This is a genomic window from Paenibacillus sp. IHB B 3084 (assembly GCF_001447315.1).
In the GTDB taxonomy this organism is placed as follows: Bacteria; Bacillota; Bacilli; order Paenibacillales; family Paenibacillaceae; genus Paenibacillus.
In genome coordinates, this window is record NZ_CP013203.1 from 5008775 (window position 1) to 5031364 (window position 22590).

A 22590-nucleotide genomic window follows, 5' to 3' on the forward strand; every position below is an offset into this window, starting at 1 on the left:
AGAGGCGTCATGATATAATGATGGGAAATTCTATGTATTGAGGAGGAAGGATGTGGAAAATAACAAACCGGCCAAAGCAAGTGATTTACGCCAGCTGGCAATAGACAAAATCCTTACATCACCATTTTTTATATTTGAAATTTATTTCGGGGCAACCCAATACAGTGATGTACTACACGGAATGACAGTGGCATTTGAATTTGAAACGTTATAATATAGACTACCTAATGAAGATGTCAAAAGGACGTTAGGCATAGTAGCAAAGCTTTAAGGAGAACGATTTCCGTAGAGGGGATATTATCATTTTTCAGAAGGATGATGTACAATTTGTAAAAAGGGTCATTGGACTTCCTCGGGAAAAGGTCAAGCTGGAGAGGGACCAGGTCTATATTAATGGAAAAGCGATCAAGGAAACATATCAGGAAAAAGGCGACTTACCTAACATGCTTAATTTCCCGTTAAGAGGTGAGTCGAATGTTGTACCGGAAGGTATGATTTTGTGTTGGGAGACAATCGGATGAACAGCACAGACAGTCGTTTTCTCGGATATATTTCAATGAATAAGGTCATAGGCAAGGTTATTGCATTGAACGGGATTCCGTTAGACGAAACAGAATAAAGCCTGTACTGTACGAGGAAGTGGAAGCAAACCAAACGATTTTAAAGCAAAGGTGGGGATGAAGGCATGTGGAATAGTCTAACTTGGGTGATCGTCGGAGTGTTGGTCGTAGCATTGGGTTGGATTGTTATGGCATGGCGTGGTCGTAGTAACAACAAACAAGTGAATGAGCAGCCGGGCAGTAATGTCGTTGAATTTCGTCCTCGTAAGCCTGTTCGACAATCCCGCATCGGAAACGTATCCAAGTCTAAGGTATCTTCCGGTTCCCGCGAGAATACAGATGCAACAGGGATTCAAGTCCAATCTGGGTTTGGACTGTCTGACTCTATGCAGGGCACGGGCAAGCAAAAATGCTCCTTTTGTAAAAAAGAAGACAAATTAACCTTTTACGCAGATGACAATGGTTCGCTGTACGGGGTATGCAAGGATTGCAAGCACAAAGCGGAACGGCAGGATATGCTGCCACTTTAACCTATGCAGACGATACGGAATCGGTAGAGTATTCTGAAGATCATTAAAAATCCCCAACCGTGAGTTAAACGGCAGGGATTTTTTTGTTATATCTACATATTTACCGAAGCTGTCTGTCGATCAGTTCCTCCAGCGCATCTGCGATATGATCTGGTCCATAAGACAGCTCTTCCCGGCTTAAGCTCAACCAGGCATGACGCTCGTCCATATCAAAGGCAGTCTCCAGCCAGCCGGATAACCCTCTGCCTCTGCGATCTACTTCGACAAGCACATGTACGCCTTCGGGCTCCAACTGCATAATCAGTTCCAGCTCCTCAATATCGCGTGCATATTCCGATCCGGGCGTAAATTCAAATTCCTGCACGTACGGAACACCGCGTCCCAGCTTGGGATGACGTTCGCAGGTGGAGGAACGGAATCGGAAGCCCAACAGGTGAACGGCCTCAAACACCGTACTCATATAGGGATGCGGCTCGATTTTGAGCGAGTCACGGTCGGTCGGGTCCAAGGCCATACCGATGTCTAATGCTGTATCCAGCCATACGGGCTGTTTGGCATGAGTGACAGGTGTTTCCAATGGCAACCGAAAAGAAAAAGGGATTTCAAGCTCCTGTCCTTGCTTTAAATGAAAGCCGTCGGATACCTTGACCCGAGCGATGCAGCAGGTGGAAGTGATTTTCTTGTCATCGTGCTCTTCGATATATTCTGTTTTGAGTTCGATGTCAATTTTGCCGATTTCCTGATCAATTTTACCGCCTTTGATACGCATGATGCCACTAAGCTCTTCGCCAGGGACATACACGGCCTGGTCCACTAATGTATCGACTTTAGCTGAACCGATTCCTGCGCTTGCCAAGATTTTGTTAAAAAAACTCATAAGTAAGCCCCCCGATAATATCATGGTCATGGTGTTCATATGAAAACTAAAAAACTTGTACAGCTTAACAGGATATACGGGGCAATTGCTCGAATCGTTCCAAAAAAATACAAGAAAAAAATCCGCTGGTTATCATGCCTTTATCGCAGTCTGACGGCAAATTCTCCGTGCTAATCGCAGTTCACTTTATGGGGTGGTATGAAGCAATTACGGCAACGCGGTTCATATGCCTCAGAGTCGCCGATCATTACGATGGGTCCTACAGTAGAAGGCTTTCCGTTCACCATACGCTGGGTATATACAGCTTCCGAACTTCCACATACGGCGCAAAAGGAAGCTAGCTTTTCGATGTCATCTGCCATGGCGAGTAAACCGCCAACATATCCGAATTCCTTACCCCGGTAGTCCAAATTGAGTCCATCTGCAATCACGTGCTTGCCACAGTAGGCTAACTCCTCCACCAACATCATAATATGACGGCTGAAAAACTGTACTTCGTCAAAGGCGACCACATCGGCATCCTTCGTTTCTTCCAAAATCCGCTGAACGAGCTCATCTGTGAGCTTTTTCGGAATGGAGATGGCGGGCAGCCGATATCCGATGCGGCTTACAATTTCATCCTTGGCGTAGCGGTTATCTTCAGCCGGTTTGTAAGCGACCACCTTACGGTGCCCGTATTGAATTAATTTTTGACAGCGGCGAATCAGTTCGCCGGATTTTTCGCTAAACATGGGGCCTGTAATGATCGTAATTCGTCCTGTAGGCAACGCGAATTCCCCTCTCTGTAACATGCGCATAACGCTGTGAATCATCATTCCCGAAAGAAAAGGCCATTATAGATTACCATAATGTGCAGCAAACAGACCAGAGAAAATATATTGTTTTTCGACATGTTATTGATATCTATTCTTTGAACGTAAGTGTGGACGTCATTGCCCTGTTGCCGTGAGCATGATATGGTGAAGTATAGTGGAATAGAGGGAAGAGGGGACAGGCATGAACCAAAATGATACGGATTATAGTGCCAAAATAGAAGCATTACTGGAGCAAGGGCTGGTAAGCCCACAGGCACAGGAGTTGATCACGGAGTTGGAGACAGAGCTGGATCTTCTACGCAAGCAAATGAATCCTTTCGCAAAGCGCTACGGGCCAAAACAGCCCAAACTCCAAGAATGTCTACCAAGTTACGGGACGCCTTGTACGAGTAATATACAGCAGATGCCGGGAACAGGTTGTTAGACGGCCTATAGTCTTTGCATAAACACTATATTTTGTACAGAGAAATAAAGAGAGTACAATAAGCTATATATAATCAATGTTAAATGGAGGAGAAGCATGACTATACATTGTGATGTCGCTATTTTGGGCGGAGGAACCGGAGGGTATGTTGCAGCGATTCGCGCTGCCCAGCTCGGCAAAGAAGTCGTTATTATCGAAAAGGACAAGCTAGGTGGAACCTGTCTGCACCGTGGATGTATCCCAAGCAAGGCTTTGCTGCGCAGTGCGGAAGTGTATGCGACGATCAGGGAAAGTGCGCAATACGGCATTGAGACCTCGGGAGCGCAGCTTGTTTTTCCCAAGGTACAAGAGCGCAAGGAAGCCGTTGTAGAGCAGTTACATCAGGGCGTGCAATTTTTGATGCGTAAAAATAAAATCACGGTGCTGAGCGGCAAGGGGCGCGTGATTGGGCCATCGATTTTTTCTCCAAAAAGCGGCGCAGTTGCCGTGGAGCTGGAAAATGGCGAGATGGAGACGATTGTTCCTGCCCATCTCATTATTGCAACGGGATCACGACCGCGTGTGCTACCCGGATTGGAGCCGGATGGCGAATTTATTTTGAGTAGTGACGAAGCGTTGACGATGGAAGAATTACCGGCCTCCCTGATTATCGTAGGTGGTGGCGTTATTGGCGTGGAATGGGCTTCCATGCTGAACGATTTTGGCGTGGAGGTTACGGTGGTCGAGGCGGCGAATCGGCTTATTCCAACCGAGGACGAGGATGTTTCGCGTGAAATGCAGCGCCTGCTAACCAAGCGCGGTGTCAAGGTGCTGACAGGCTCGCAAGTGCTGGCTGAAACGTACGGCAAGGATGAGGAAGGCGTACAGATTGACGTACAAAAAGGGGACGAAACCGAAACATTCAGCGCTTCCAAGCTGCTCATTTCAGTAGGTCGTCAGGCGAATGTGGAGAATATCGGATTGGAAAATACGGATATCCGCGTAGAGCGTGGCTTTATCTCGGTTAATGAGCATTTGCAGACGAATGAATCACATATTTATGCGATCGGTGATTGCATCGGAGGATTACAACTGGCGCATGCAGCGAGCCATGAAGGGCTGCATGCGGTACATCATCTGGCGGGCGAAGTGGTTCACAGTGTACCGAATCATCTTATTCCTCGTTGTATTTATACGCGTCCTGAGGCAGCTAGTGTGGGCTTAACTGAGCAAGAAGCCCGTGAGCGTGGACATCAGGTGAAGACAGGGAAGTTCCCTTTTCAGGCTATCGGAAAATCGCTGGTGTATGGCAGTCGGGATGGCTTCGTCAAAGTGGTTGCCGACGAGGAAACGAATGATATTCTCGGTGTACATATGATCGGTACGCATGTAACGGATCTCATCAGCGAGGCGGCTCTTGCGCAGCTGTTGGATGCTACGCCGTGGGAAGTCGGACAGCTGGCTCATCCGCATCCAACATTGTCGGAGATTTTGGGAGAAGCGATGCTGGCGGTTGATGGACAGGCGATAGGGATATAATTTATCTTAATAAATCGGTGCTTTTCTTTTTGGGGAGAAAAGGATTATAATGGGGTTAGCCAGAGTTTAGTACCAGGTTTTAAGACAAGATGGTACTAGGTGCTGGTAGTAGGATGTTTGATACTTAAGGAGGTGCCTCAATGAGTTCAAAAGGCGCTGTAGACGCTGGCTTCAGACATGAGCAGCTGGGACTTACTCACGGACAAGTTATTGACATGTACAGATATATGCTGCTCGCAAGAAGATTTGACGAGCGCAACATGCTCCTGCAACGGGCAGGGAAAATTAATTTTCACGTTTCCGGCATTGGGCAGGAGGCGGCACAAGTTGGTGCGGCTTTTGCACTGGACCGGGAGAAGGACTATTTTCTTCCCTATTACCGGGATTACGGATTCGTACTTGCGGTTGGTATGACGGCACGCGAACTGATGCTGTCGCAATTTGCCAAGGCGGATGATCCCAACAGCGGTGGCCGGCAGATGCCCGGTCATTTCGGCAGTAAACGGCTGCGTATTGTGACAGGCTCCAGCCCGGTGACGACGCAGGTTCCACACGCAGTGGGTGTAGCGCTGGCTGCCAAGATGCAGAAGAAGGATTTTGTATCGTTCGTTACATTTGGTGAAGGCTCCAGCAACCAGGGGATTTCACGAAGGCTGTAACTTTGCAGGTGTGCAGAAGCTACCAGTTATCATTATGTGTGAAAACAATCAATATGCGATATCAGTTCCGGTTCATAAGCAAATGGCAGGCAAGGTGAGCGACCGTGCTTTGGGATACGGATTCCCTGGGATTCGGGTCGATGGTAACGATGCGCTGGCAGTGTATGCAGCCGTCAAGGAAGCGCGTGAACGTGCTATTCGTGGTGAGGGCCAACGCTTATTGAAGCGATGATGTACCGCCTGTCTCCTCACTCCACCTCGGATAACGATCTGGCTTACCGGACCAAAGAAGAAGTGGATGAGAACTGGGCCAAAGACGGCGTAGCCCGTATGAAAATTATTTGCTGGAATGCGGCATTTGGGATGAGGCCAAGGATGCGGATTTGTCGGCTGAGCTGCTGCTCGAGGTCAAGGAAGCGATTGAATATGCGGATAATGCGCCTTTTCCGAAGCCCGAAGATACGCTACTGCATGTTTATGCTGACAGCGATGGGGAGGGCCGGTAATTATGGCGGTTATGGAATATATTGATGCGATTCGTCTTGCCATGAAGGAAGAAATGGAGCAGGATGAAACGGTTTTTGTGTTAGGTGAGGATGTTGGTGTTAAGGGTGGCGTCTTTACGACCACCAAGGGTCTTATGGATCAATTCGGTGAGCAGCGTGTCTTGGATACGCCATTGGCAGAGTCGGCTATTGCCGGAGTTGCCATTGGTGCAGCCATGTACGGAATGAAGCCGATTGCCGAAATGCAATATTCTGACTTCATGCTCCCGGCAACCAATCAGATTATTAGTGAAGCAGCTAAAATTCGCTATCGCTCTAATAATGACTGGAGCTGTCCTGTTGTGATACGTGCGCCTATTGGTGGCGGCATTTTTGGCGGCTTGTATCATTCACAGTGTCCGGAATCTATCTTTTTTGGTACACCGGGTCTGAAAATTGTAGCTCCTTTTACCGCGTATGATGCCAAGGGACTGCTGAAAGCAGCGATCCGCGACCCTGATCCGGTGCTGTATTTTGAGAACAAAAAGTGCTACAAGCTGATCAAGGGTGAAGTACCTGAGGACGATTACATTGTTCCAATTGGCAAAGCCAATTTGTTGCGTGAAGGTGACGATATTACAGTAATCGGATACAGCCAGCCGCTGCATTTTGTCATGCAGGCTGCTGAGGAGTTGGAGAAGGAAGAGGGCATTACCGCACATGTTGTGGATTTGCGCACACTCCAGCCGCTGGACCGTCAGGCCATCATTGAAGCTGCAAGACATACAGGCAAGGTACTCATCGTGCATGAAGACAACAAAACGGGTGGCATCGGTGCCGAGGTTTCTGCAATTATTAATGAGGAATGTCTGTTCGAGCTGGATGCGCCGATTGAGCGTCTGTGCGCTCCAGACGTGCCTGCAATGCCGATCAGCCCGCCGATGGAGAAGTTTTATATGTTAAACAAGGATAAGGTTAAGGAAGCGATGCGCCGTCTTGCAATGTATTAATATAGAGTGGATTGGACGAAAGCATTCCAAAAGTGTAGCGGGGGTAGCGGTAAAACCCGCCCTCCTATGATGTTAAGGAGTTGAAAAAATGTCAGACCAAACACAATGGACCGACGTGACCATGCCCCAATTGGCAGAGTCGCTTGTATCGGCGACAATTGCAAAATGGCTGAAACAACCTGGCGAAACGGTGGAGCAATTCGAGCCGATTTGCGAGGTCATTACAGATAAAGTGAACGCGGAAATTCCATCGACATTGGATGGTATTATGGGTGATCTGTTAGCAGAGGAAGGTCAGACGGTAGCCGTTGGAGAATTGATTTGCCGTATTCAGACGAAGTCAGCCGCACCTGCGGCATCAACTGGAGCGACATCCGCTGCGCCGGTACCTCAGGGCAACGCACAAGCACAATCCCAACAGGGTGCTGCTTCGAATCAATCCATGCGAGGACGGTTTTCCCCGGCGGTGCAAACACTGGCTGCTCAGCATAGCATAGACTTGAATCAGGTGACAGGTACGGGCATGGGCGGACGAATTACCCGTAAGGATGTGCTGAATTATGTTCAACAGGGGGGTTCTACTCAGGCTGGAGTGTCTGAGCAGCCGACTGAGGCGACATCAGGACAAGGCTCTCCTTTTGCCGGAAGACAGCAGTCTGCCGCGCAGCATAATATACCGATTCAAAATATGGACCCTGCTATTCCGGTTCGTAACAGTGGCATTCATTTGACGGAGGCTCCAAAAGCTCCTGTGATTGAAGTTGAGGGTGGCAACAACAACAGATCCGAGTATTTTATTGATGTTACACCGATTCGCAGTGCGATCGCCCGCAATATGCGGCAAAGTGTCTCGGAAATTCCACATGCCTGGACGACGATTGAGGTGGATGTGACCAACCTGGTGATGCTCCGCAACAAGATCAAAAACGAGTTCAAGCAAAAAGAAGGCATCAACATTACGTATCTGGCTTTCCTCATGAAAGCGGTCGTGAATGCCATCAAGGAATATCCGATCATGAATTCGGTGTGGGCTGTGGACAAAATTATCGTCAAAAGAGATATCAACATCTCGCTGGCCGTGGGTACAGAGGATGCAGTTCTTACGCCAGTTATTAAAAAAGCGGATCAGAAAAACATTGCCGGACTGGCGCGTGAAATTGACGATTTGGCACGTAAAACACGGGAAGGTACGCTCAAGCTGGACGATATGCAGGGCGGGACGTTTACCGTGAACAACACAGGCTCCTTTGGGTCAATTCTGTCTTATCCGGTGATTAACTATCCACAGGCTGCGATTCTTACCTTTGAATCCATCGTCAAAAGACCGGTTGTCATTGATGATATGATCGCGGTTCGCTCGATGGCTAACCTGTGTCTGTCGCTGGATCATCGCATTTTGGATGGTGTAATCTGCGGACGATTCCTGCAACGGATCAAAGAAAACCTGGAAGGCTACACCTTGGATACGAAGCTGTACTAATCATCCGAACAGTTGGGTAAATGGACGGAGAGGAAGTGACAGGCCGTGAACAGACGACCGCTTGAGGTAACCTATACGAATAGGATGGAGTACGCCCATGCATGGGATGTCCAGAAGGATATTGTGGGGAAGCTGGATGCCGGGGAGGCGAGGGAAACGCTTATGCTTCTCCAGCACCCGCCGACCTACACGATTGGCTCTCAGCGGCATCCTGAGCATCTGCTTCTCACACCGGAGCAATTGAAAGCTCAGGGAATCAGCGTCTTTCAGATTGACCGTGGGGGAGATATTACATATCATGGACCGGGGCAACTGGTCGGATATCCCCTGATTATGCTCGGCAACCGGGAGGCGCTTGACCTGCACGGATACCTCCGGAGTCTGGAAGAGGTGATCATTCGGTTGCTGGCGTCCCATGGTATTGAAGGAAGTCGTAAGCCTGAATACACAGGGGTATGGGTCGGGAATCTTAAAATCGCGGCCATAGGCGTCAAATTTAACAAATGTAAGCACCGCCGGGGCTTTGTGACCAGTCATGGTTTTGCCTTCAATATCAAATCAGGGATACAGCATGAGGGCTTTCAAGGTATCGTTCCATGCGGAATTCAGGAATACGGAGTGACTTCATTGGAGGACTGCACACAGCAGACTTTTTCAATGGAGCAGATTGCGAAGGAGATTGTGCCTTACTTTGAGGAGCAATTTTCATTTGCGGCGGAATGGCAAAGTCATTCGCTCCAATAAAGCAAAGGCGGGCTATTCTGTGATGTACACGGAAGCCCGCCTGTTTTCTTGCGCTACAGCTTGTCCGCCTACAGCCTCCATAGAGCATGGGGACGGCAGAATATCTTGAGCGGCGTAATCCATTATAGAGGCATAATCAACGGCTCAATCACCATGAACAGCGTAGAGCCAATCATCGCGGCGAGCATAATGTAGACGAAAAAACGAACCCATTTTTTGTTCGGCATGTGTAACTCCTTTAGGATAGGTTTAAGTCAGATATAAGACTATCTATCCGTATTGTAGCGTAAACGGGAAAGAGAGGGAAGTTCAATGACAGCAAAAGTAGTGAAAGAACGAATCGTACAAGAATTTATGGAACTCGTACAGGTGGATAGCGAAACCAAACACGAGCAGGAAATATCGCGTGTTCTGAAAGAAAAATTCAATGCACTCGGGCTGGAGGTAACAGAAGATGATTCCCGCGAAAGAACCGGACATGGTTCGGGTAATCTGATCGTAACCTGGAAAGCGGAAGGCGCGGAGCAAGCACCTAAATTGTTTTTTACCTGCCACATGGATACCGTTACACCAGGCAAAGGCATTAAGCCGCAGCTAGATGAGGATGGATGGATTCGCAGTGACGGTTCAACAATTTTGGGGGCAGACGATAAGGCAGGGATTGCCGCTTTGTTCGAGGCGATTCGTGTCGTGCGTGAGCAGAAAATTCCCCATGGACAAATTCAGTTTGTGATTACGGCAGGTGAGGAGTCCGGTCTGTTCGGCGCGCGGGCAATGAAACCGGAATTGCTGGATGCAGACTTTGGGTATGCATTGGATTCCAATGGTGAAGTAGGCTCCATTTGTGTGGCTGCGCCAACGCAGGCTCGTATTGAAATGAAAATTACAGGAAAGTCCGCTCATGCAGGTGTAAATCCCGAAGATGGCATCAGTGCCATTCAAGTAGCCTCCAAGGCCATTTCCAAGATGAAGCTGGGACGGATTGATAAGGAAACAACCGCTAACATCGGTAGCTTCGAGGGTGGCGGAGCAACGAATGTGGTATGCGATTTTGTGCTGATTCGGGCGGAAGCACGCAGTATTGTGCAGGAGAAGGTGGATCAGCAAATTCAGCATATGCGTGAAGCTCTGGAAACTACGGCGCGCGAATTTGGTGCACAGGGCGAGTTCCGCAGCGAAGTCATTTATCCGGCATTCAGCTTTACGGAGCATGATGAAATTGTACAGGTGGCGCAGCGTGCTATACAAGGGCTGGGGCTGGCAACGCCGACCTTCCATTCGGGTGGTGGCTCGGATGCCAATGTATTCAACGGGCTGGGGGTTCCCACGGTGAATCTGGCTGTTGGCTACCAGAACATTCATACGACACAGGAAAAAATCAAGGCAGATGATCTGGTGAAGGTTGCCGAGGTGGTCGTAGCTCTTATTCAACAGGCGACGAAGTAAGACTCGGATGATACACATAAGGTTCAGGCTAAAGACAGGAACAGCGTTCCCTTGTCTTTAGACCTGAACCTTTTTTGGAACCATGAGCGAGGCGATAGTGGCAGCGGAGCCGTGTTCTTTTTGCCATTGCCGCAGGAGGGCTTGAATCTGCCAGGCTTTGCCGACAATATGGAGAGTGGTTTCGGTACGGTAGCTTTTCATTGGCGAATCTCCTTTGAACAGGGAAATTTGTTATAATACCACCATATGTCCGAAATGGACAAGTTAGACTAAAGTTGGCGATAGTTAATGAAAAGATAGATGACGAAGGAGGAAACATACTGATGAACAACCAAAAGAATGATCCAGTGAACGATCAAGTGAACAGCCCAGACCGCAAGCCTTATTCCAATCCTGCGTTGGAGGAAAAAACGGTATCCACGCAGCCCATTTTTGAAGGAAAAGTGATTACGTTGCAGGTGGACACGGTAGAGCTTCCAGACGGCTCCACGGGTAAGCGTGAAATCGTGAAGCATCCGGGAGCGGTGGCCGTGTTGGCGCTGAATAAGGGGAAAATGCTGGTTGTGGATCAGTACAGACAGGCAATGGGCCGCTGTGAGGTGGAAATCCCGGCAGGCAAGCTTGAGCGGGGCGAGGACCCGATGGAAGCAGCGGGACGCGAGCTGAGAGAAGAGACAGGCTATACTGCCAAGTCACTGAAGCTGCTTCACTCCTTTTATACTTCCCCCGGATTTGCGGATGAAATCATTCATCTGTATGTGGCTGAAGAGCTGGAGTTGGGAGAAATGGAACCGGATGAGGATGAATTTCTGGAGCTGTTCGAGGTGACGCTGGAGGAAGCACAGGCGCTCATTCGTGAAGGTCGGATTAGTGACGCCAAAACGATTCTGGCTGTCTATGCGTGGCAGCTTTACCAACATACAGGGAGCTTTTAAGCGGTATGAACGAAAATACGGTTGAACTTACAGATTACTATGCTGATCTCCATATTCATATCGGCAGAACGGAAAAGGGAGCTCCGGTCAAAATCAGTGGCAGTCGCGACCTGACCTTTGCCAACATTGCCAAGGAATCATCCGGTCGCAAGGGCATTGGACTGATCGGGATCATTGACTGCCACGCACCGAACGTGCAAGAGGATATCCACGCTTATTTGCATACGGGTGAAATGACGGAAATCAGCGGTGGTGGTATCGCGTACCGGGATACGGTTGTGCTGCTGGGAACGGAGCTGGAAATTCGGGCGGAAGGTCGTCCCGAGGCGCACATTCTCGCCTATTTTCCCCATTTGGCGGCGATGGAGGATTTTACGCAATGGATAGCTCGGCACATGAAAAATGTCAATCTCAGCTCGCAGCGTATCTATGCCCCGCCACGCGAGCTACAGCAGCAAATTTACGGCCGTGGAGGCATTATGGTGCCAGCGCATGTGTTCACCCCTCATAAGGGCATATACGGAAGTTCTGCGGCCCGTATGGAGGAACTGCTGGATATGCAGCTCATTAGCGGAGTGGAGCTGGGGTTAAGTGCGGATTCGTCTATGGCCGGATTGATCTCGGAGCTGGATCGTTTCAGCTTCCTGACCAATTCCGATGCCCATTCGCTCGGCAAAATTGGACGGGAGTACAACAAATTAACCATGGCAAGGCCGTGCTTTGATGAATTCCGAATGGCTTTGGAGGGTCAGGAAGGACGACGGGTGTCTGCCAACTACGGATTAAATCCAAAGCTGGGCAAGTACCATCGTTCCTACTGTCAAAGCTGCGGTACGATTATGGACGAGCAGCAGATGGCGGATGAACGCTGTCCTGCCTGTGGTCAAACCAAGCTGGTGCGGGGCGTACTGGATCGGATATGGAGTATTGCCGATCGTGAGCAGCCCGTGATTCCATCACATCGGCCGCCATACATTTACCAGATTCCGCTGGAATTTATCCCCGGTCTGGGCAAAGCCAAGCTGAACCATCTGCTGAATGCGTTCGGAACAGAAATGAATATTTTACATGAAGTCGCACAGGAGGAACTGGCGGTGGTTGTCGGAGACGCGTTGGCAGAGCAAATTGTCCTTTCCCGGGAGGGACGACTTTCCCTCGTATCTGGTGGTGGCGGAACATATGGCAAAATAGCTAGGCCATAGTAAGTCATGTCCTATTAGAGTCATATCGGGGTCTGCTTGTTCATAACCATTAAATATCTATGCCGTTGGCTTGGCACTCACTCGTGAATCTTCTTTTGCAGCGCAAGCTGCCCCGAACCCTAGCCATCAGCCGTCGGATTACGGTTGTTTTTTGGACAAACAAGCAGATGAAAGGGGCAGGACGTCGATGCAATGGTTTCGTCATACGTTAAAGGATCAGACGCCTTATTATGTTTTTTTGGCCGTGCTGTTTCTGGTGGGAGTCGTTTTTGGTGCACTGATGGTGAACGCGCTCTCGCTGGAGCAGCTACAGGATTTGTCGCGTTACCTGAAGGATTTTTTTGTGACGGTCAATCAAAATGAGCAGGGTTTTGCTGGTTTGCAAGCAACCTCAACCTTTTGGGATAGTGTGTCTCTACATCTAAAATGGGTCGGTTTAATCTGGGTATGCGGTCTTTCGGTCATCGGTCTTCCTGGCATTCTCGTACTGAATTTCCTCAAAGGTGTGTTGATCGGATTTTCCGTAGGCTATCTGGTAGGGCAATATTCGTGGAAAGGGCTGTTATTTTCCCTCGTCTCCGTGGCTCCTCACAATTTAATCGTCATTCCGGTGCTGCTCGTGTGCAGTGTGGCTGCGATGACCTTTTCCATTCATATGATCAAAACTAAAATACTCGCTACACGGCCATCTGTAGGCATGCTTCGTCCGTTGCTGTCCTACGCAGGGCTGACCGCTGCAATGATGTTGCTCCTCGTTGGTAGCGCATCTTTTGAAACTTGGGTCACTCCAGTCATGATGCAGTGGGTTACTCCCATGCTGACTGCCTCCGTGTCTCCCTGACCCCGTTTCAAAATGTTTGACTTTATTTGTATAGACCCCCTATAATAATAGGAGTGAAAAAAAGTGCAGTGGGCAGTAGCTTTTGCAGGGGGAGGGAGACACATGGAAGCACGGATCGAAAAAATTAAGCAGCAGCTGCAATCCCAGGGCTACAAACTAACGCCTCAGCGGGAAGCCACCGTCAGAGTTTTACTTGAGAACGAAGATGATCATCTGAGTGCGGAAGATGTATTTATGCTCGTTAAAGAGAAAGCTCCCGAAATCGGTCTGGCAACCGTATACCGTACCCTAGAACTGCTAAGTGAACTGCACGTCGTGGAGAAAATCAATTTTGGTGATGGCGTTGCGCGTTATGACCTGCGCGGCGATACGACCAAGCATCACCACCACCATTTGATATGTGTGCAGTGCGGCAGTGTGGATGAAATACTGGAGGATTGGCTTGGACCGCTGGAAGAGCGTCTGGAACGGGAATATAACTTTACCGTAGTGGACCACCGTTTGGACTTTCACGGCATTTGTTATCGTTGCAAGACGAAGAACGATACGACCGCCCAGAAATTTTTGGGTAAAACCAAGAAAAACAAATCTCAGGATCAATAAGCTGACAACCCAAGCTCTCACCGGCGAAGACGCGTTCGGGGGGAGCTTTTTTGGTTCGGGATCTGCTATACGACATTAAGCGGTATAAAAAGGAACAGCTTGTCATACCCTTCCATAGAGAGCCTTAACAAGGCCTATAATCTGGAAAAAAGGCGGCTGATTCACATGGTACTATCGTTGCGGAGAGGACTAAAATGGCTGCGTCTGTTCATACTGTTCGGGGTTTTGGCATGTATGTTCTACTATAGCCTCGGGTTGTTTAGGGATTGGATTACACCTGTGGATCATTACCGGATACCGGAAGGACATGCAGTCAAGGTATTCGGCGGGCAGGAATTATCCGACGTACCCGAGCATAAGACGGCAGTGTCGGAGCGTCTGCGTTTCTTTTACTGGTATGGAGAATAGTGCATGTAAACGCTGAGACTGATCCGACTGAACCGTTGTATGCAGGACAAGGAGACTTCTGGAACTCATGAAAATGTATATTCAACCTTTTGTTCGATATATGGAAGAGGAAAAGGGCTTGTCGCTCAGCACATTGGAAGCGTATCATCGGGACGTACAGCAGTTTGTCGAGTTCGCTGAAAGCTGCGACATCGAGCAGCCGGACCATGTTCAACGCTCTCATCTGGTGCTTTATTTGGGACGCTTGAAGGAACAGGGAAAAGCCGCGGCGACAATTTCGCGCAGCGTAGCCTCTATCCGCTCCTTTTTCCATTTTCTTATTCGGGAGGGGATAACGGGTCATGACCCGTCTGTCTTGCTGGAGCTGCCTAAGGCCAACAAAAAGAAGCCTTCAGTGCTCACGCAGGATGAGATAGAGCGTCTGCTGGCAGCGCCGAATGTTTCCACCCCGCAAGGGGGACGGGACAAGGCGATGCTGGAACTGCTGTATGCGACAGGAATTCGAGTATCCGAGCTGATCGCCCTGAACATACGTGATGTACGCACCGATCTGCGTTTCGTCCACTGTGGAGGCGAGGCGGGCAAGGAGCGTGTTGTGCCGCTCAGCCGTGAGGCATCGCAGTGGGCACAAGCGTATATGGATGAGCAGCGTGTGTTGTTGCTGCGATCCGGACAGGATGAGGAATCTCGGGTAGTAGAACAGGAAGCCTTGTTCCTCAATGTATCCGGTCAACGTCTCAGCAGACAGGGCTTCTGGAAAATGATCAAGAAGTACGGTCAGGAAGCAGGCATAAGTGGGGATATTACACCGCATACCCTGCGGCATTCTTTTGCGGTACATATGCTGGAGGGCGGAGCGGATTTGCGCTCCGTACAGGAGATGCTGGGCCATGCCGATCTGTCCACGACGCAGGTTTATGCGCAGACAGCCAAGCGAAGTATGAAGGAAGTCTACGAAAAGCATCATCCGCACGGCGGCAATCGTCCGTCCAGCGACAGCAAGGATCACATGTGACGAGACATTTACTAATGGTGATGATTATAGTCATTATTATAGTAATAATCACAGTGATAACGATCACAGCAACTATAACTAACGATTGTACAAGACAGGAGAGATGTTGATGTCAACAGCCAACCAAGCAACCATTCAGGAAGCAGCAGATTATATCCGTGCCAAGAGCGGAATCCGTCCGGAAATCGGCCTTATTTTGGGCTCGGGTCTCGGCATTCTGGCCGATTTGATTCAGGATGGAATTAGTATTCCTTATCAGGATATTCCCCATTTTCCCGTATCGACGGTAGAAGGTCATGAAGGAGAATTGCTGCTAGGCACCATTGAAGGTCGCGCTGTAGTTATGATGAAGGGCCGCTTCCATATGTATGAGGGCTATGGCCCGCAGCTTACGGCTTTCCCGGTTCGGGTCATGAAGCAATTGGGTATTCAAAGTCTGCTGGTGACAAATGCGGCAGGCGGTGTCAATACGTCTTATGAGGCAGGCGATCTGATGGTTATCTCGGATCATCTCAATCTGACCGGACAAAATCCGCTGATTGGACCGAACGATGCAGCTCTGGGCGTTCGCTTTCCTGACATGTCGGAGGCATACAGCCGTCGCTTGCGCGAGATTGCCAAGCAAACCGCTGCTCAGCAGGGCTTCAGCTTGCAGGAAGGCGTATATGCCGGATTGCTGGGTCCAAACTATGAAACGCCTGCTGAAATCGTTATGCTGCGCACACTGGGCGCAGACGCGGTGGGAATGTCCACGGTGTCCGAGGTTATCGTAGCCCGTCATGCAGGCATTGAGGTGCTGGGCTTCTCCTGCATCACGAATATGGCGGCAGGCATCTTGGATCAGCCCCTGTCCCACGATGAGGTAATGGATACAGCAGAGAAGGTACGTGAGAAATTTTTAAATCTCGTTTTGGCGATCATTCCACAAATGTAGATCGTTATATCCAAGAACCCCGTTTCCGAACGCCATCTAAGGGCGTAGGAAAACGGGGTTCTTTTTTTGCGTACTAATCATTTGGTAGCCCCTAATGTGGCGGGGGTGTGCCGCATACTGTCGTGTTCGCCTTTTCTGCTATCAATAGTCTATGCCGTTCCTGTACCTTAATCACAATAACGATGAATATGATCCAGTAGATGGCCAGAGAATTTAGGAAGCGGCTGTCCGTAATGTTGTTTAACACGATGAATAAGAAGAATACGGCTGCTGTCAGCCATGTATACATATCGGTTTTACCGATTCTGAATTTAAATAAAGTGGTTATGACGAGTGTAATGGTTGCCAACAGTCCCGTAAGGCCAATATCGATCCACAGATCCCGAAATCCGCTGTGGCTGCTTGTCAGATCAAATCGAATTCCATTGGCATAGATGCTAGGCCGGTTTGCCCAGAAGGAACCGTAGCCATGACCAAACCAGTAGTGACTTTCAATGGCGCCTGCAATTCCCTGCCAGATTTCTGTTCTTCCAGTCAAGGTTGTTGTCTTGCCGAATTCCGATGCAATCGCATCCCCGTAACTAAAAGCGAACACAAGACCCAAAAGCACAAGCAGGCAGGAACTGCTAATGAAGAAACCACGCAGCGCAACGCTTCGGATTCTTTTGGATAGCAATATAAAAAGGATGAACATGAACAGGGAAGAAGTCAGCAGCAACGAAGTAGTGGATTGGCATTTGATGAGCAGTAAGGCATTCAGCAAAATAAAGCCAACATGCAAAGCTTTGCGTGTTCCCCTGAAAAAATAAATGACATGTGAAACAAAACATAGCAGAGAGAGCGTTCCCAGTGTGTTTTTATGACCGGAAATGCCTTTCCACAGCCCTGTATGTTCGACGCCCCCATGAATGGCAAAGGAGGGAATGAGCAATACCGCCAGTAAATTGAGTATGCTCAATATACTTAACGTAATGACCAACAGGCGGATGCAGCCTTGCGTCGTATAATGGGTAACCAGATAAAGTCCAAAGGTGGAAAAAGCAACGAATTTAAGCACCATCAGCATGGATGAGGTCTGTTCCTGTTCAGCCCATAAACAGGAGGCAGTTATGTACATAATGAGCAAGGTCAGCAACGGATTATCAGCCAAGGTTGCAATTAGCGGCTTTAGCGAGGGCAGCAGCATCAGATAGCTAAACAACAGGATGAGCAGAGAAATTGCGATCACTCTGGGAGACAAGCCCTGACAGGCATAAGGAATCGAAAAAGCCAGTAAACCGGTCACTGTAAGGACAGTCTTCACACATTCACCACCTTGATACGATATGTATCTATTTTATACAAAACGTATCATTTTGTACAATAATAAAAATATATTCGCATATACTCAATCCATATTCAGAGAATAGAATCCTTCAGCCCTGTCTGAAAGAAGAAATTTTCGTTGTTTTCAAAAAGTGGAGGTGTTGGGGTGGCGGATCAGTATACAGATCATTTGAAATTGAATTTGAGTAGCTTGGGTGGTGTAAGCTTGAACCAACGGCAACTGGAAGAAAATTTTAAAAAGGTTGATAAAGAATTCAATCAACGTAGTGTGAATGCCAGTTGGTTTGGAGCCGCAGGTGACGGTGTTCAGGACGACACGGCCGCTTTGCAGCAAATGATCGATAGCACGCCTGACTACTGCATGCTTCGCATTCCCAGTGGTCGCTATAAAATAACGTCTACCTTGCATATCCGCAAACAGGGTATCCGCTTTTTTGGTACGCATAAGGGCAGATATCGACAGGGTAAGGGGTTACTTCCATTGAATACTATGGCACGGGTCCATGTTTTCAAATTGGGGATGAGAGCCTCCCTACATTCAGTGGCTTTCAAAATGTACAATTCCACGATTTGTCGATCCGGTACGAGGTGCCGTAAGAACCGCATTAAATAATCCGTTTTCACAGGCGGCGAAGCGTGGCTATTATGGCAAAGGTACTTTGGGGATCAGGACTGGAAGGCGGGGGAGTTGTACTGGATAATGTCTTGATCGAGCATTTCGAGACTGGTTTTGGGGTTATGAAAGTGATGTGGATTTTTTGGAGAACGCGGAAATTAACTATAATAAAAGAGGAATTCATCTGGAAAACCGAAGCTCACAGTTTACGACCCTTGGGCTATTAACCATGGGCAATGATACAGCGCTCGATCTGAATAGCTCCAACGGGGCCAGATTTTTTGCCAGCCAGCACATAAAGGACGGAAGCTCAAGTGATATTCCCATTCGAATTGATGATTTTATGAATGCCGAATTTATAGGCTGCTGGTTTGAGGGGCTAAGCTTAGAACATAGGGTAACGGTTCCGTCTTTTATTCAAATTGGTGCCACGAAGGAGACGAAAAATGTTGCTCTTCGCGACTCCATTTTAGCCATCGCGGACAAATTCAGGGACAAAAACGACGACAACTACTGGTCAGTATGTGATTATTTTGTAGATGTGGTCATTGGTAAAAAAATTTTAGTAGATGAGGTGGGTGGATATCCACGCAATTTGAGGCATCTGGTTTCCTTCTCCGGCAGCTCATCCACGCAGCAGGTGACGCTTCGTTCGCATTTGGATTTCAATTACATGGATAACCGTTATTATAAAAACAACGGGACAGGGCAGGCTTTGCTGCTAGTGGAGAAATATTCAAACAACGGAATCGAGCACTTGGATGAACCTTTGTCAAGGCCTATCTGGGAGCAAGACAAAATATTCCCGCAGGCAGTTGGCAGAAGGTGAATTTCAACCAGATCAGCTATGACGAACTGACCGAGTTTGAGGCGACGGGCAACCGTTGGCGGGCCAAACAAGCAGGGAAGTACAGAATACAAGCCTATATTTCGACCGATTCTCAAGTGGATGGCAACCGTACACGACTGGCGCTCCATATGAATGATGAACAGGTTGCCGGCAGCTCGGCGTATGCTTATCTTGATGATCGGGTGATTGGCGGGCTCAACTACAGTGCTTTGAGTGGAACGATTGAACTGAAGCTTGAGGCCGATTCTTTTATTGATATACGGGTGTTCAGCCAAAATAAAACGGATATTTTACCGGGTGGAGGTCTTACGTACCTCACGATCAGCCGAAGGTAAGTCGCTTTCAAGTAGACGATAGACGTTCTTCCATTTTTGGGTAGTAATTGCTGTGAAACTTCCTTTAGATGTTTAATGCGCTCATGTTACAAGGATTTCATCTGCTTTGCATAATGATCGTAGATAGGACATTTATTATTGAATTTAGCTAGCCAAACATCATTTGGCTGTGGCGCCTGAAAAGGCAGGAATTAAGCATTTTTCGATGAAATTGTGAAGGCTGGCTATGATCACACCAAGGAGTTGGTGCGTATCCGGTGGGATGGCCCGGTTGATTTCTCATTACTGGAGAGAATGATTGAATTCAATAGTACGGAGAAGGCAAACTGTTCAACTTTTTGGCGGAAATAGGCATAGCGGATACCCTAAAAGAAAAGACCCCGCTCTCACATACAATGGAGAGCGGGGTCTTTGGGTCTTTGGGATGGTCATTCATCAATTGGTTTGGACATTGCACCGAAATAGTCTATAACAACGCTGCGAAACGCGATAGCTGCTTTCGAGATATATCTGTTTTTTGCGACAATAAAGCAATCTCCCGCACAAGTCTCTGATCTTCTATCGCAAGATATGCAATGCGTTGCTGTGGGTTTCTTGCTGTACTTGGTATAAAGGCAAGCCCAATCTCCGCTTCCACTAGTGCGATTAATCTTGCAGGCTCATCTCCTTCATATACATACTTCGGTACAAACCCGACTGATTGGCATTTGGAGTCCACCTGATCACGAATGCCGTATCCTTTTTTCACACCCACAAACCACTCATCCTTAAGCTCTGCTAATGTGATGCTGCTTCGATCCGCATATCGATGACCAAGAGGCACCGCTACTACGATGGGGTCATCGAATAGGATCTGACAGTCGATATCATCACCTTGGATCGGAGGAGAGGACAGGCAAAAATCGATCTCCCCTCGATGAAGAAGTGTAGACATGTCTTCCAAATTTACCATTTGTACATGAAACTGGGTGTGTGGCTTATTTTTCCGGAATTCCCGCAAGATACCTGGCAATGTGCTTGCTGTGGTGACCGCCAATTGGAGTGTACCGTGATCCGGGTTGGAGAGGTCAGCAATTTCCTGCTTTCCCTGTTCCAATTCGAATAGGGCTTTTTCGGTCCGGCGAAGGAATGTTCTTCCGAATTCGTTTAGCCGCAGCTTTCTGCCCAATCGATCAAATAACGGTGAGCCCAAGTCATCCTCCAATCGCTGTATCGTTTTGCTCAGTGAGGATTGAGTGACATGCAACTTACCCGCAGCTTCCGTAACATGTTCACACCGGGCTAACGTCAGAAAATAGCGTAGCTGAAGAAGCTCCATTTCGCACCACTCTCTTATTCCTTTTAGTTCATCAAATCATAACATAAAATGCGTTGGAATAAATAACAGGATTCCATTAAGATGATCACAGAAGAAGGGGGTATATACAAAATGAACGCTCGAAATATATGGTTAATGATATCTGTCGGCTTGGGAATCATGCTGAATCCGTTAAATTCCTCCATGATATCTATAGCCATTGCAAGACTGCAACATGTGTATCAACTTGATGTTACGACCGTTTCGTGGATTATTTTTTCCTTTTACATTGCGAGTGCTGTAGCTCAACCGGTCATGGGCAAGTGCAGTGATCTGTTCGGCCGCAGAAAGATATTCCTTATCGGTCTGGTTGTTGTCTTCGTTTCCTCCATGTTAGCTCCGTTATCTCCCGGCTTTTCTTGGCTCATCGTATTCCGGATCGTTCAATCTGTCGGCACAAGCATGATGGTAGCCGTCGGAATGGCGATTGTAAGAATCCATGTTACTGAGAAACAGGCAGCCGCCTTGTCTGTCCTTGCGATGTTCCTATCCGGAGCAGCAGCGGTAGGCCCTTTTATTGGTGGTGTATTGATTCATTGGTGGGACTGGCCCAGCATATTCCTTGTTAATATTCCATTTGTAATCGCAAGCTTTATCTTCGCCTGGAAAACCATTCCCAAAGAGGAGTCATTCAAATCCACCTCTGGTGACATGTCCATCAGGAAATGGCTCCTGCTGATTGATGCGCCGGGCATACTCTTGTTCACAGTCGCTTTGGTGACTCTGCTGATTAGCTTGCTTTCAGTCAAATCAACCGGACATCTTTCAACATGGCACCTTATGGTAGGGGGATCGGTTTGATTGCATTAGCAACTTTTATACGACATGAATTGAAAACACCATCCCCCTTTATTCCTCTGCGGGCATTTGCTATATATCCCGAAATGACCTGGGTGAATGTACAATTTATGCTGGTTAACACTCTTTTTTACGCTCTGTTTTTTGGAATACCGTCTTATTTGCAGCAGGTACGTCATCTCAACGAAATTCATACAGGAATAATTATGCTAACCCTCGGTTTATGTTCACTTATCAGTTCTCCTCTCGCAGGACGCTGGATCGACAAATCTGGAACGCGGCTGGCTTTAATCCTTTCTGCAGTGTTAATGACATTCGGGTCCGTATTAATCATCACCTTGAATGAAGCTTCGCCGATGTCCAGTGTAATCCTCGCCTTGGCTGTATTTGGTATAAGTAACGGATTGAATAGCGTCGGCATGCAGGCTGCCCTGTTCAAGAGCACACCAAAAGAAATGATTGGTGTCTCCTCGGGTATTTTTAATACTTCGCGATACCTCGGTACCATTTTGTCGTCACTGTTAATCGGAATCATCATGGGAGATACGTTCAGTGTAATGGGAATCCACTTGCTAGGGGTCATCCTTACGGTATTTGCCACATCTTTGATCATCATGAACTTACGTCCCCAGCGATCCTCGGGCACGCAAGCGTTATAGTTCGGACATAATCAGGATTCAACGTCGAATTAGAACCGCCGCAATGGCGGTTTTTTTGTTTTGAGCTATTTAAAACATCGGATATTCGTCCAACCCTTAGGTGTGGAAGGTAGTCACTTTTCACTTATGATGCCTGTTTAATCAAACAGTCACTTTTTTTAAA

23 protein-coding genes and 5 pseudogenes are annotated in these 22590 nt (G+C 48.1%); 22 read left to right on the forward strand and 6 right to left on the reverse strand.

Annotation, left to right across the window (positions count from 1 at the left end; all coding sequences use genetic code 11):
• Positions 1-52 precede the first annotated feature (52 nt).
• The 3 genes and pseudogenes from ASL14_RS27530 to ASL14_RS23435 all read left to right on the forward strand — a co-directional run bounded on the left by ASL14_RS27530 (position 53) and on the right by ASL14_RS23435 (position 1090).
• Positions 53-214 carry a hypothetical protein gene (locus tag ASL14_RS27530; protein ID WP_189338201.1) on the forward strand — a complete coding sequence of 54 codons (162 nt, stop codon included), beginning with the start codon at positions 53-55 and terminating at the stop codon, positions 212-214.
• A 70-nt stretch (positions 215-284) separates the two neighbouring features.
• Positions 285-619, forward strand: a pseudogene (lepB, locus tag ASL14_RS23430) (signal peptidase I); the annotation flags it as partial.
• Between the two features lie 66 nt (positions 620-685).
• The gene (locus tag ASL14_RS23435) at positions 686-1090 is read left to right on the forward strand and encodes a hypothetical protein (RefSeq protein WP_134913753.1); all 405 of its coding nucleotides are present in this window, start codon (positions 686-688) and stop codon (positions 1088-1090) included.
• A gap of 100 nt (positions 1091-1190) precedes the next feature.
• Here the strand turns inward: ASL14_RS23435 and ASL14_RS23440 are convergent, their stop codons facing one another.
• Together ASL14_RS23440 and ASL14_RS23445 are read right to left on the reverse strand one after the other, a co-directional pair.
• Positions 1191-1967, reverse strand: a complete 777-nt coding sequence (locus ASL14_RS23440; protein WP_134913755.1) for a sporulation protein — start codon at positions 1965-1967, stop codon at positions 1191-1193.
• A 170-nt stretch (positions 1968-2137) separates the two neighbouring features.
• On the reverse strand, positions 2138-2734 hold the full coding sequence (locus ASL14_RS23445; protein WP_134913757.1) for a thymidine kinase: 597 nt from the start codon (positions 2732-2734) through the stop codon (positions 2138-2140).
• A 229-nt stretch (positions 2735-2963) separates the two neighbouring features.
• On the opposite strand from ASL14_RS23445, the gene ASL14_RS23450 reads away from it, so the two are divergent.
• From ASL14_RS23450 to lipB, 6 genes and pseudogenes are all read left to right on the forward strand, one after another.
• Entirely contained in the window at positions 2964-3206 is a 243-nt protein-coding gene (locus tag ASL14_RS23450) for a hypothetical protein (protein ID WP_223264094.1), read from the forward strand.
• 96 nt (positions 3207-3302) lie between these two features.
• Positions 3303-4724, forward strand: coding sequence for a dihydrolipoyl dehydrogenase (gene lpdA, locus ASL14_RS23455; RefSeq protein ID WP_134913759.1), 1422 nt, complete (start codon positions 3303-3305; stop codon positions 4722-4724).
• Positions 4725-4864: 140 nt separating this feature from the next.
• Positions 4865-5889 (forward strand): annotated as a pseudogene (locus ASL14_RS23460) (thiamine pyrophosphate-dependent dehydrogenase E1 component subunit alpha).
• Between the two features lie 2 nt (positions 5890-5891).
• On the forward strand, positions 5892-6878 hold the full coding sequence (locus tag ASL14_RS23465) for an alpha-ketoacid dehydrogenase subunit beta (protein WP_134913761.1): 987 nt from the start codon (positions 5892-5894) through the stop codon (positions 6876-6878).
• An 88-nt stretch (positions 6879-6966) separates the two neighbouring features.
• Complete coding sequence (locus tag ASL14_RS23470) at positions 6967-8358, forward strand: dihydrolipoamide acetyltransferase family protein (RefSeq protein WP_134913763.1); 1392 nt, start codon at positions 6967-6969, stop codon at positions 8356-8358.
• A 45-nt stretch (positions 8359-8403) separates the two neighbouring features.
• Positions 8404-9102, forward strand: a complete 699-nt coding sequence (lipB, locus tag ASL14_RS23475; protein WP_134913765.1) for a lipoyl(octanoyl) transferase LipB — start codon at positions 8404-8406, stop codon at positions 9100-9102.
• 122 nt (positions 9103-9224) lie between these two features.
• Here lipB and prli42 read toward each other — a convergent pair whose 3' ends face one another.
• Entirely contained in the window at positions 9225-9329 is a 105-nt protein-coding gene (prli42, locus tag ASL14_RS23480) for a stressosome-associated protein Prli42 (protein ID WP_014282171.1), read from the reverse strand.
• An 85-nt stretch (positions 9330-9414) separates the two neighbouring features.
• On the opposite strand from prli42, the gene ASL14_RS23485 reads away from it, so the two are divergent.
• A complete protein-coding gene (locus tag ASL14_RS23485) occupies positions 9415-10548 on the forward strand; it encodes a tripeptidase T (RefSeq protein ID WP_134913767.1) in 1134 nt (377 codons plus the stop codon).
• 57 nt (positions 10549-10605) lie between these two features.
• Here ASL14_RS23485 and mciZ read toward each other — a convergent pair whose 3' ends face one another.
• Positions 10606-10749: a Z-ring formation inhibitor MciZ gene (gene mciZ / locus ASL14_RS23490; protein ID WP_014282169.1), complete on the reverse strand. Its 144-nt coding sequence runs from the start codon at positions 10747-10749 to the stop codon at positions 10606-10608.
• A gap of 122 nt (positions 10750-10871) precedes the next feature.
• Between mciZ and ASL14_RS23495 the strand changes: the two genes are divergently transcribed.
• From ASL14_RS23495 to ASL14_RS23525, 7 genes are all read left to right on the forward strand, one after another.
• On the forward strand, positions 10872-11483 hold the full coding sequence (locus tag ASL14_RS23495) for an NUDIX domain-containing protein (protein ID WP_134913769.1): 612 nt from the start codon (positions 10872-10874) through the stop codon (positions 11481-11483).
• A 5-nt stretch (positions 11484-11488) separates the two neighbouring features.
• Positions 11489-12685, forward strand: a complete 1197-nt coding sequence (locus ASL14_RS23500; protein WP_134913771.1) for an endonuclease Q family protein — start codon at positions 11489-11491, stop codon at positions 12683-12685.
• 187 nt (positions 12686-12872) lie between these two features.
• Positions 12873-13526 (forward strand): stage II sporulation protein M, encoded by a 654-nt coding sequence (gene spoIIM / locus ASL14_RS23505; RefSeq protein WP_134913773.1) that lies wholly within the window; start codon positions 12873-12875, stop codon positions 13524-13526.
• A gap of 102 nt (positions 13527-13628) precedes the next feature.
• Positions 13629-14129, forward strand: coding sequence for a ferric iron uptake transcriptional regulator (gene fur, locus ASL14_RS23510; RefSeq protein WP_134913775.1), 501 nt, complete (start codon positions 13629-13631; stop codon positions 14127-14129).
• 165 nt (positions 14130-14294) lie between these two features.
• On the forward strand, positions 14295-14537 hold the full coding sequence (locus ASL14_RS23515; RefSeq protein WP_134913777.1) for a YqzK family protein: 243 nt from the start codon (positions 14295-14297) through the stop codon (positions 14535-14537).
• Between the two features lie 67 nt (positions 14538-14604).
• Entirely contained in the window at positions 14605-15552 is a 948-nt protein-coding gene (xerD, locus tag ASL14_RS23520; protein WP_134913779.1) for a site-specific tyrosine recombinase XerD, read from the forward strand.
• Between the two features lie 109 nt (positions 15553-15661).
• The gene (locus ASL14_RS23525) at positions 15662-16486 is read left to right on the forward strand and encodes a purine-nucleoside phosphorylase (RefSeq protein WP_025685841.1); all 825 of its coding nucleotides are present in this window, start codon (positions 15662-15664) and stop codon (positions 16484-16486) included.
• A gap of 91 nt (positions 16487-16577) precedes the next feature.
• Here ASL14_RS23525 and ASL14_RS23530 read toward each other — a convergent pair whose 3' ends face one another.
• A complete protein-coding gene (locus ASL14_RS23530; protein ID WP_134913781.1) occupies positions 16578-17789 on the reverse strand; it encodes an O-antigen ligase family protein in 1212 nt (403 codons plus the stop codon).
• 168 nt (positions 17790-17957) lie between these two features.
• Here ASL14_RS23530 and ASL14_RS28410 point away from each other — a divergent pair, with 168 nt between their 5' ends.
• The 4 genes and pseudogenes from ASL14_RS28410 to ASL14_RS28425 form a co-directional block, all read left to right on the forward strand.
• On the forward strand, positions 17958-18425 hold the full coding sequence (locus ASL14_RS28410; protein WP_223264095.1) for a glycoside hydrolase family 55 protein: 468 nt from the start codon (positions 17958-17960) through the stop codon (positions 18423-18425).
• 136 nt (positions 18426-18561) lie between these two features.
• Positions 18562-19257: a hypothetical protein gene (locus ASL14_RS28415; RefSeq protein ID WP_223264096.1), complete on the forward strand. Its 696-nt coding sequence runs from the start codon at positions 18562-18564 to the stop codon at positions 19255-19257.
• Positions 19254-19613, forward strand: a complete 360-nt coding sequence (locus ASL14_RS28420) for a hypothetical protein (RefSeq protein ID WP_223264097.1) — start codon at positions 19254-19256, stop codon at positions 19611-19613. The genes ASL14_RS28415 and ASL14_RS28420 overlap by 4 nt, the downstream gene beginning before the upstream one ends.
• Positions 19614-19741: 128 nt before the next feature.
• A pseudogene (locus tag ASL14_RS28425) lies at positions 19742-19964 on the forward strand (DUF1801 domain-containing protein); the annotation flags it as partial.
• A gap of 77 nt (positions 19965-20041) precedes the next feature.
• Here ASL14_RS28425 and ASL14_RS23545 read toward each other — a convergent pair.
• A pseudogene (locus tag ASL14_RS23545) lies at positions 20042-20931 on the reverse strand (LysR family transcriptional regulator).
• 111 nt (positions 20932-21042) lie between these two features.
• Here ASL14_RS23545 and ASL14_RS23550 point away from each other — a divergent pair.
• A pseudogene (locus ASL14_RS23550) lies at positions 21043-22427 on the forward strand (MFS transporter).
• The last annotated feature ends 163 nt before the right edge of the window (positions 22428-22590 follow it).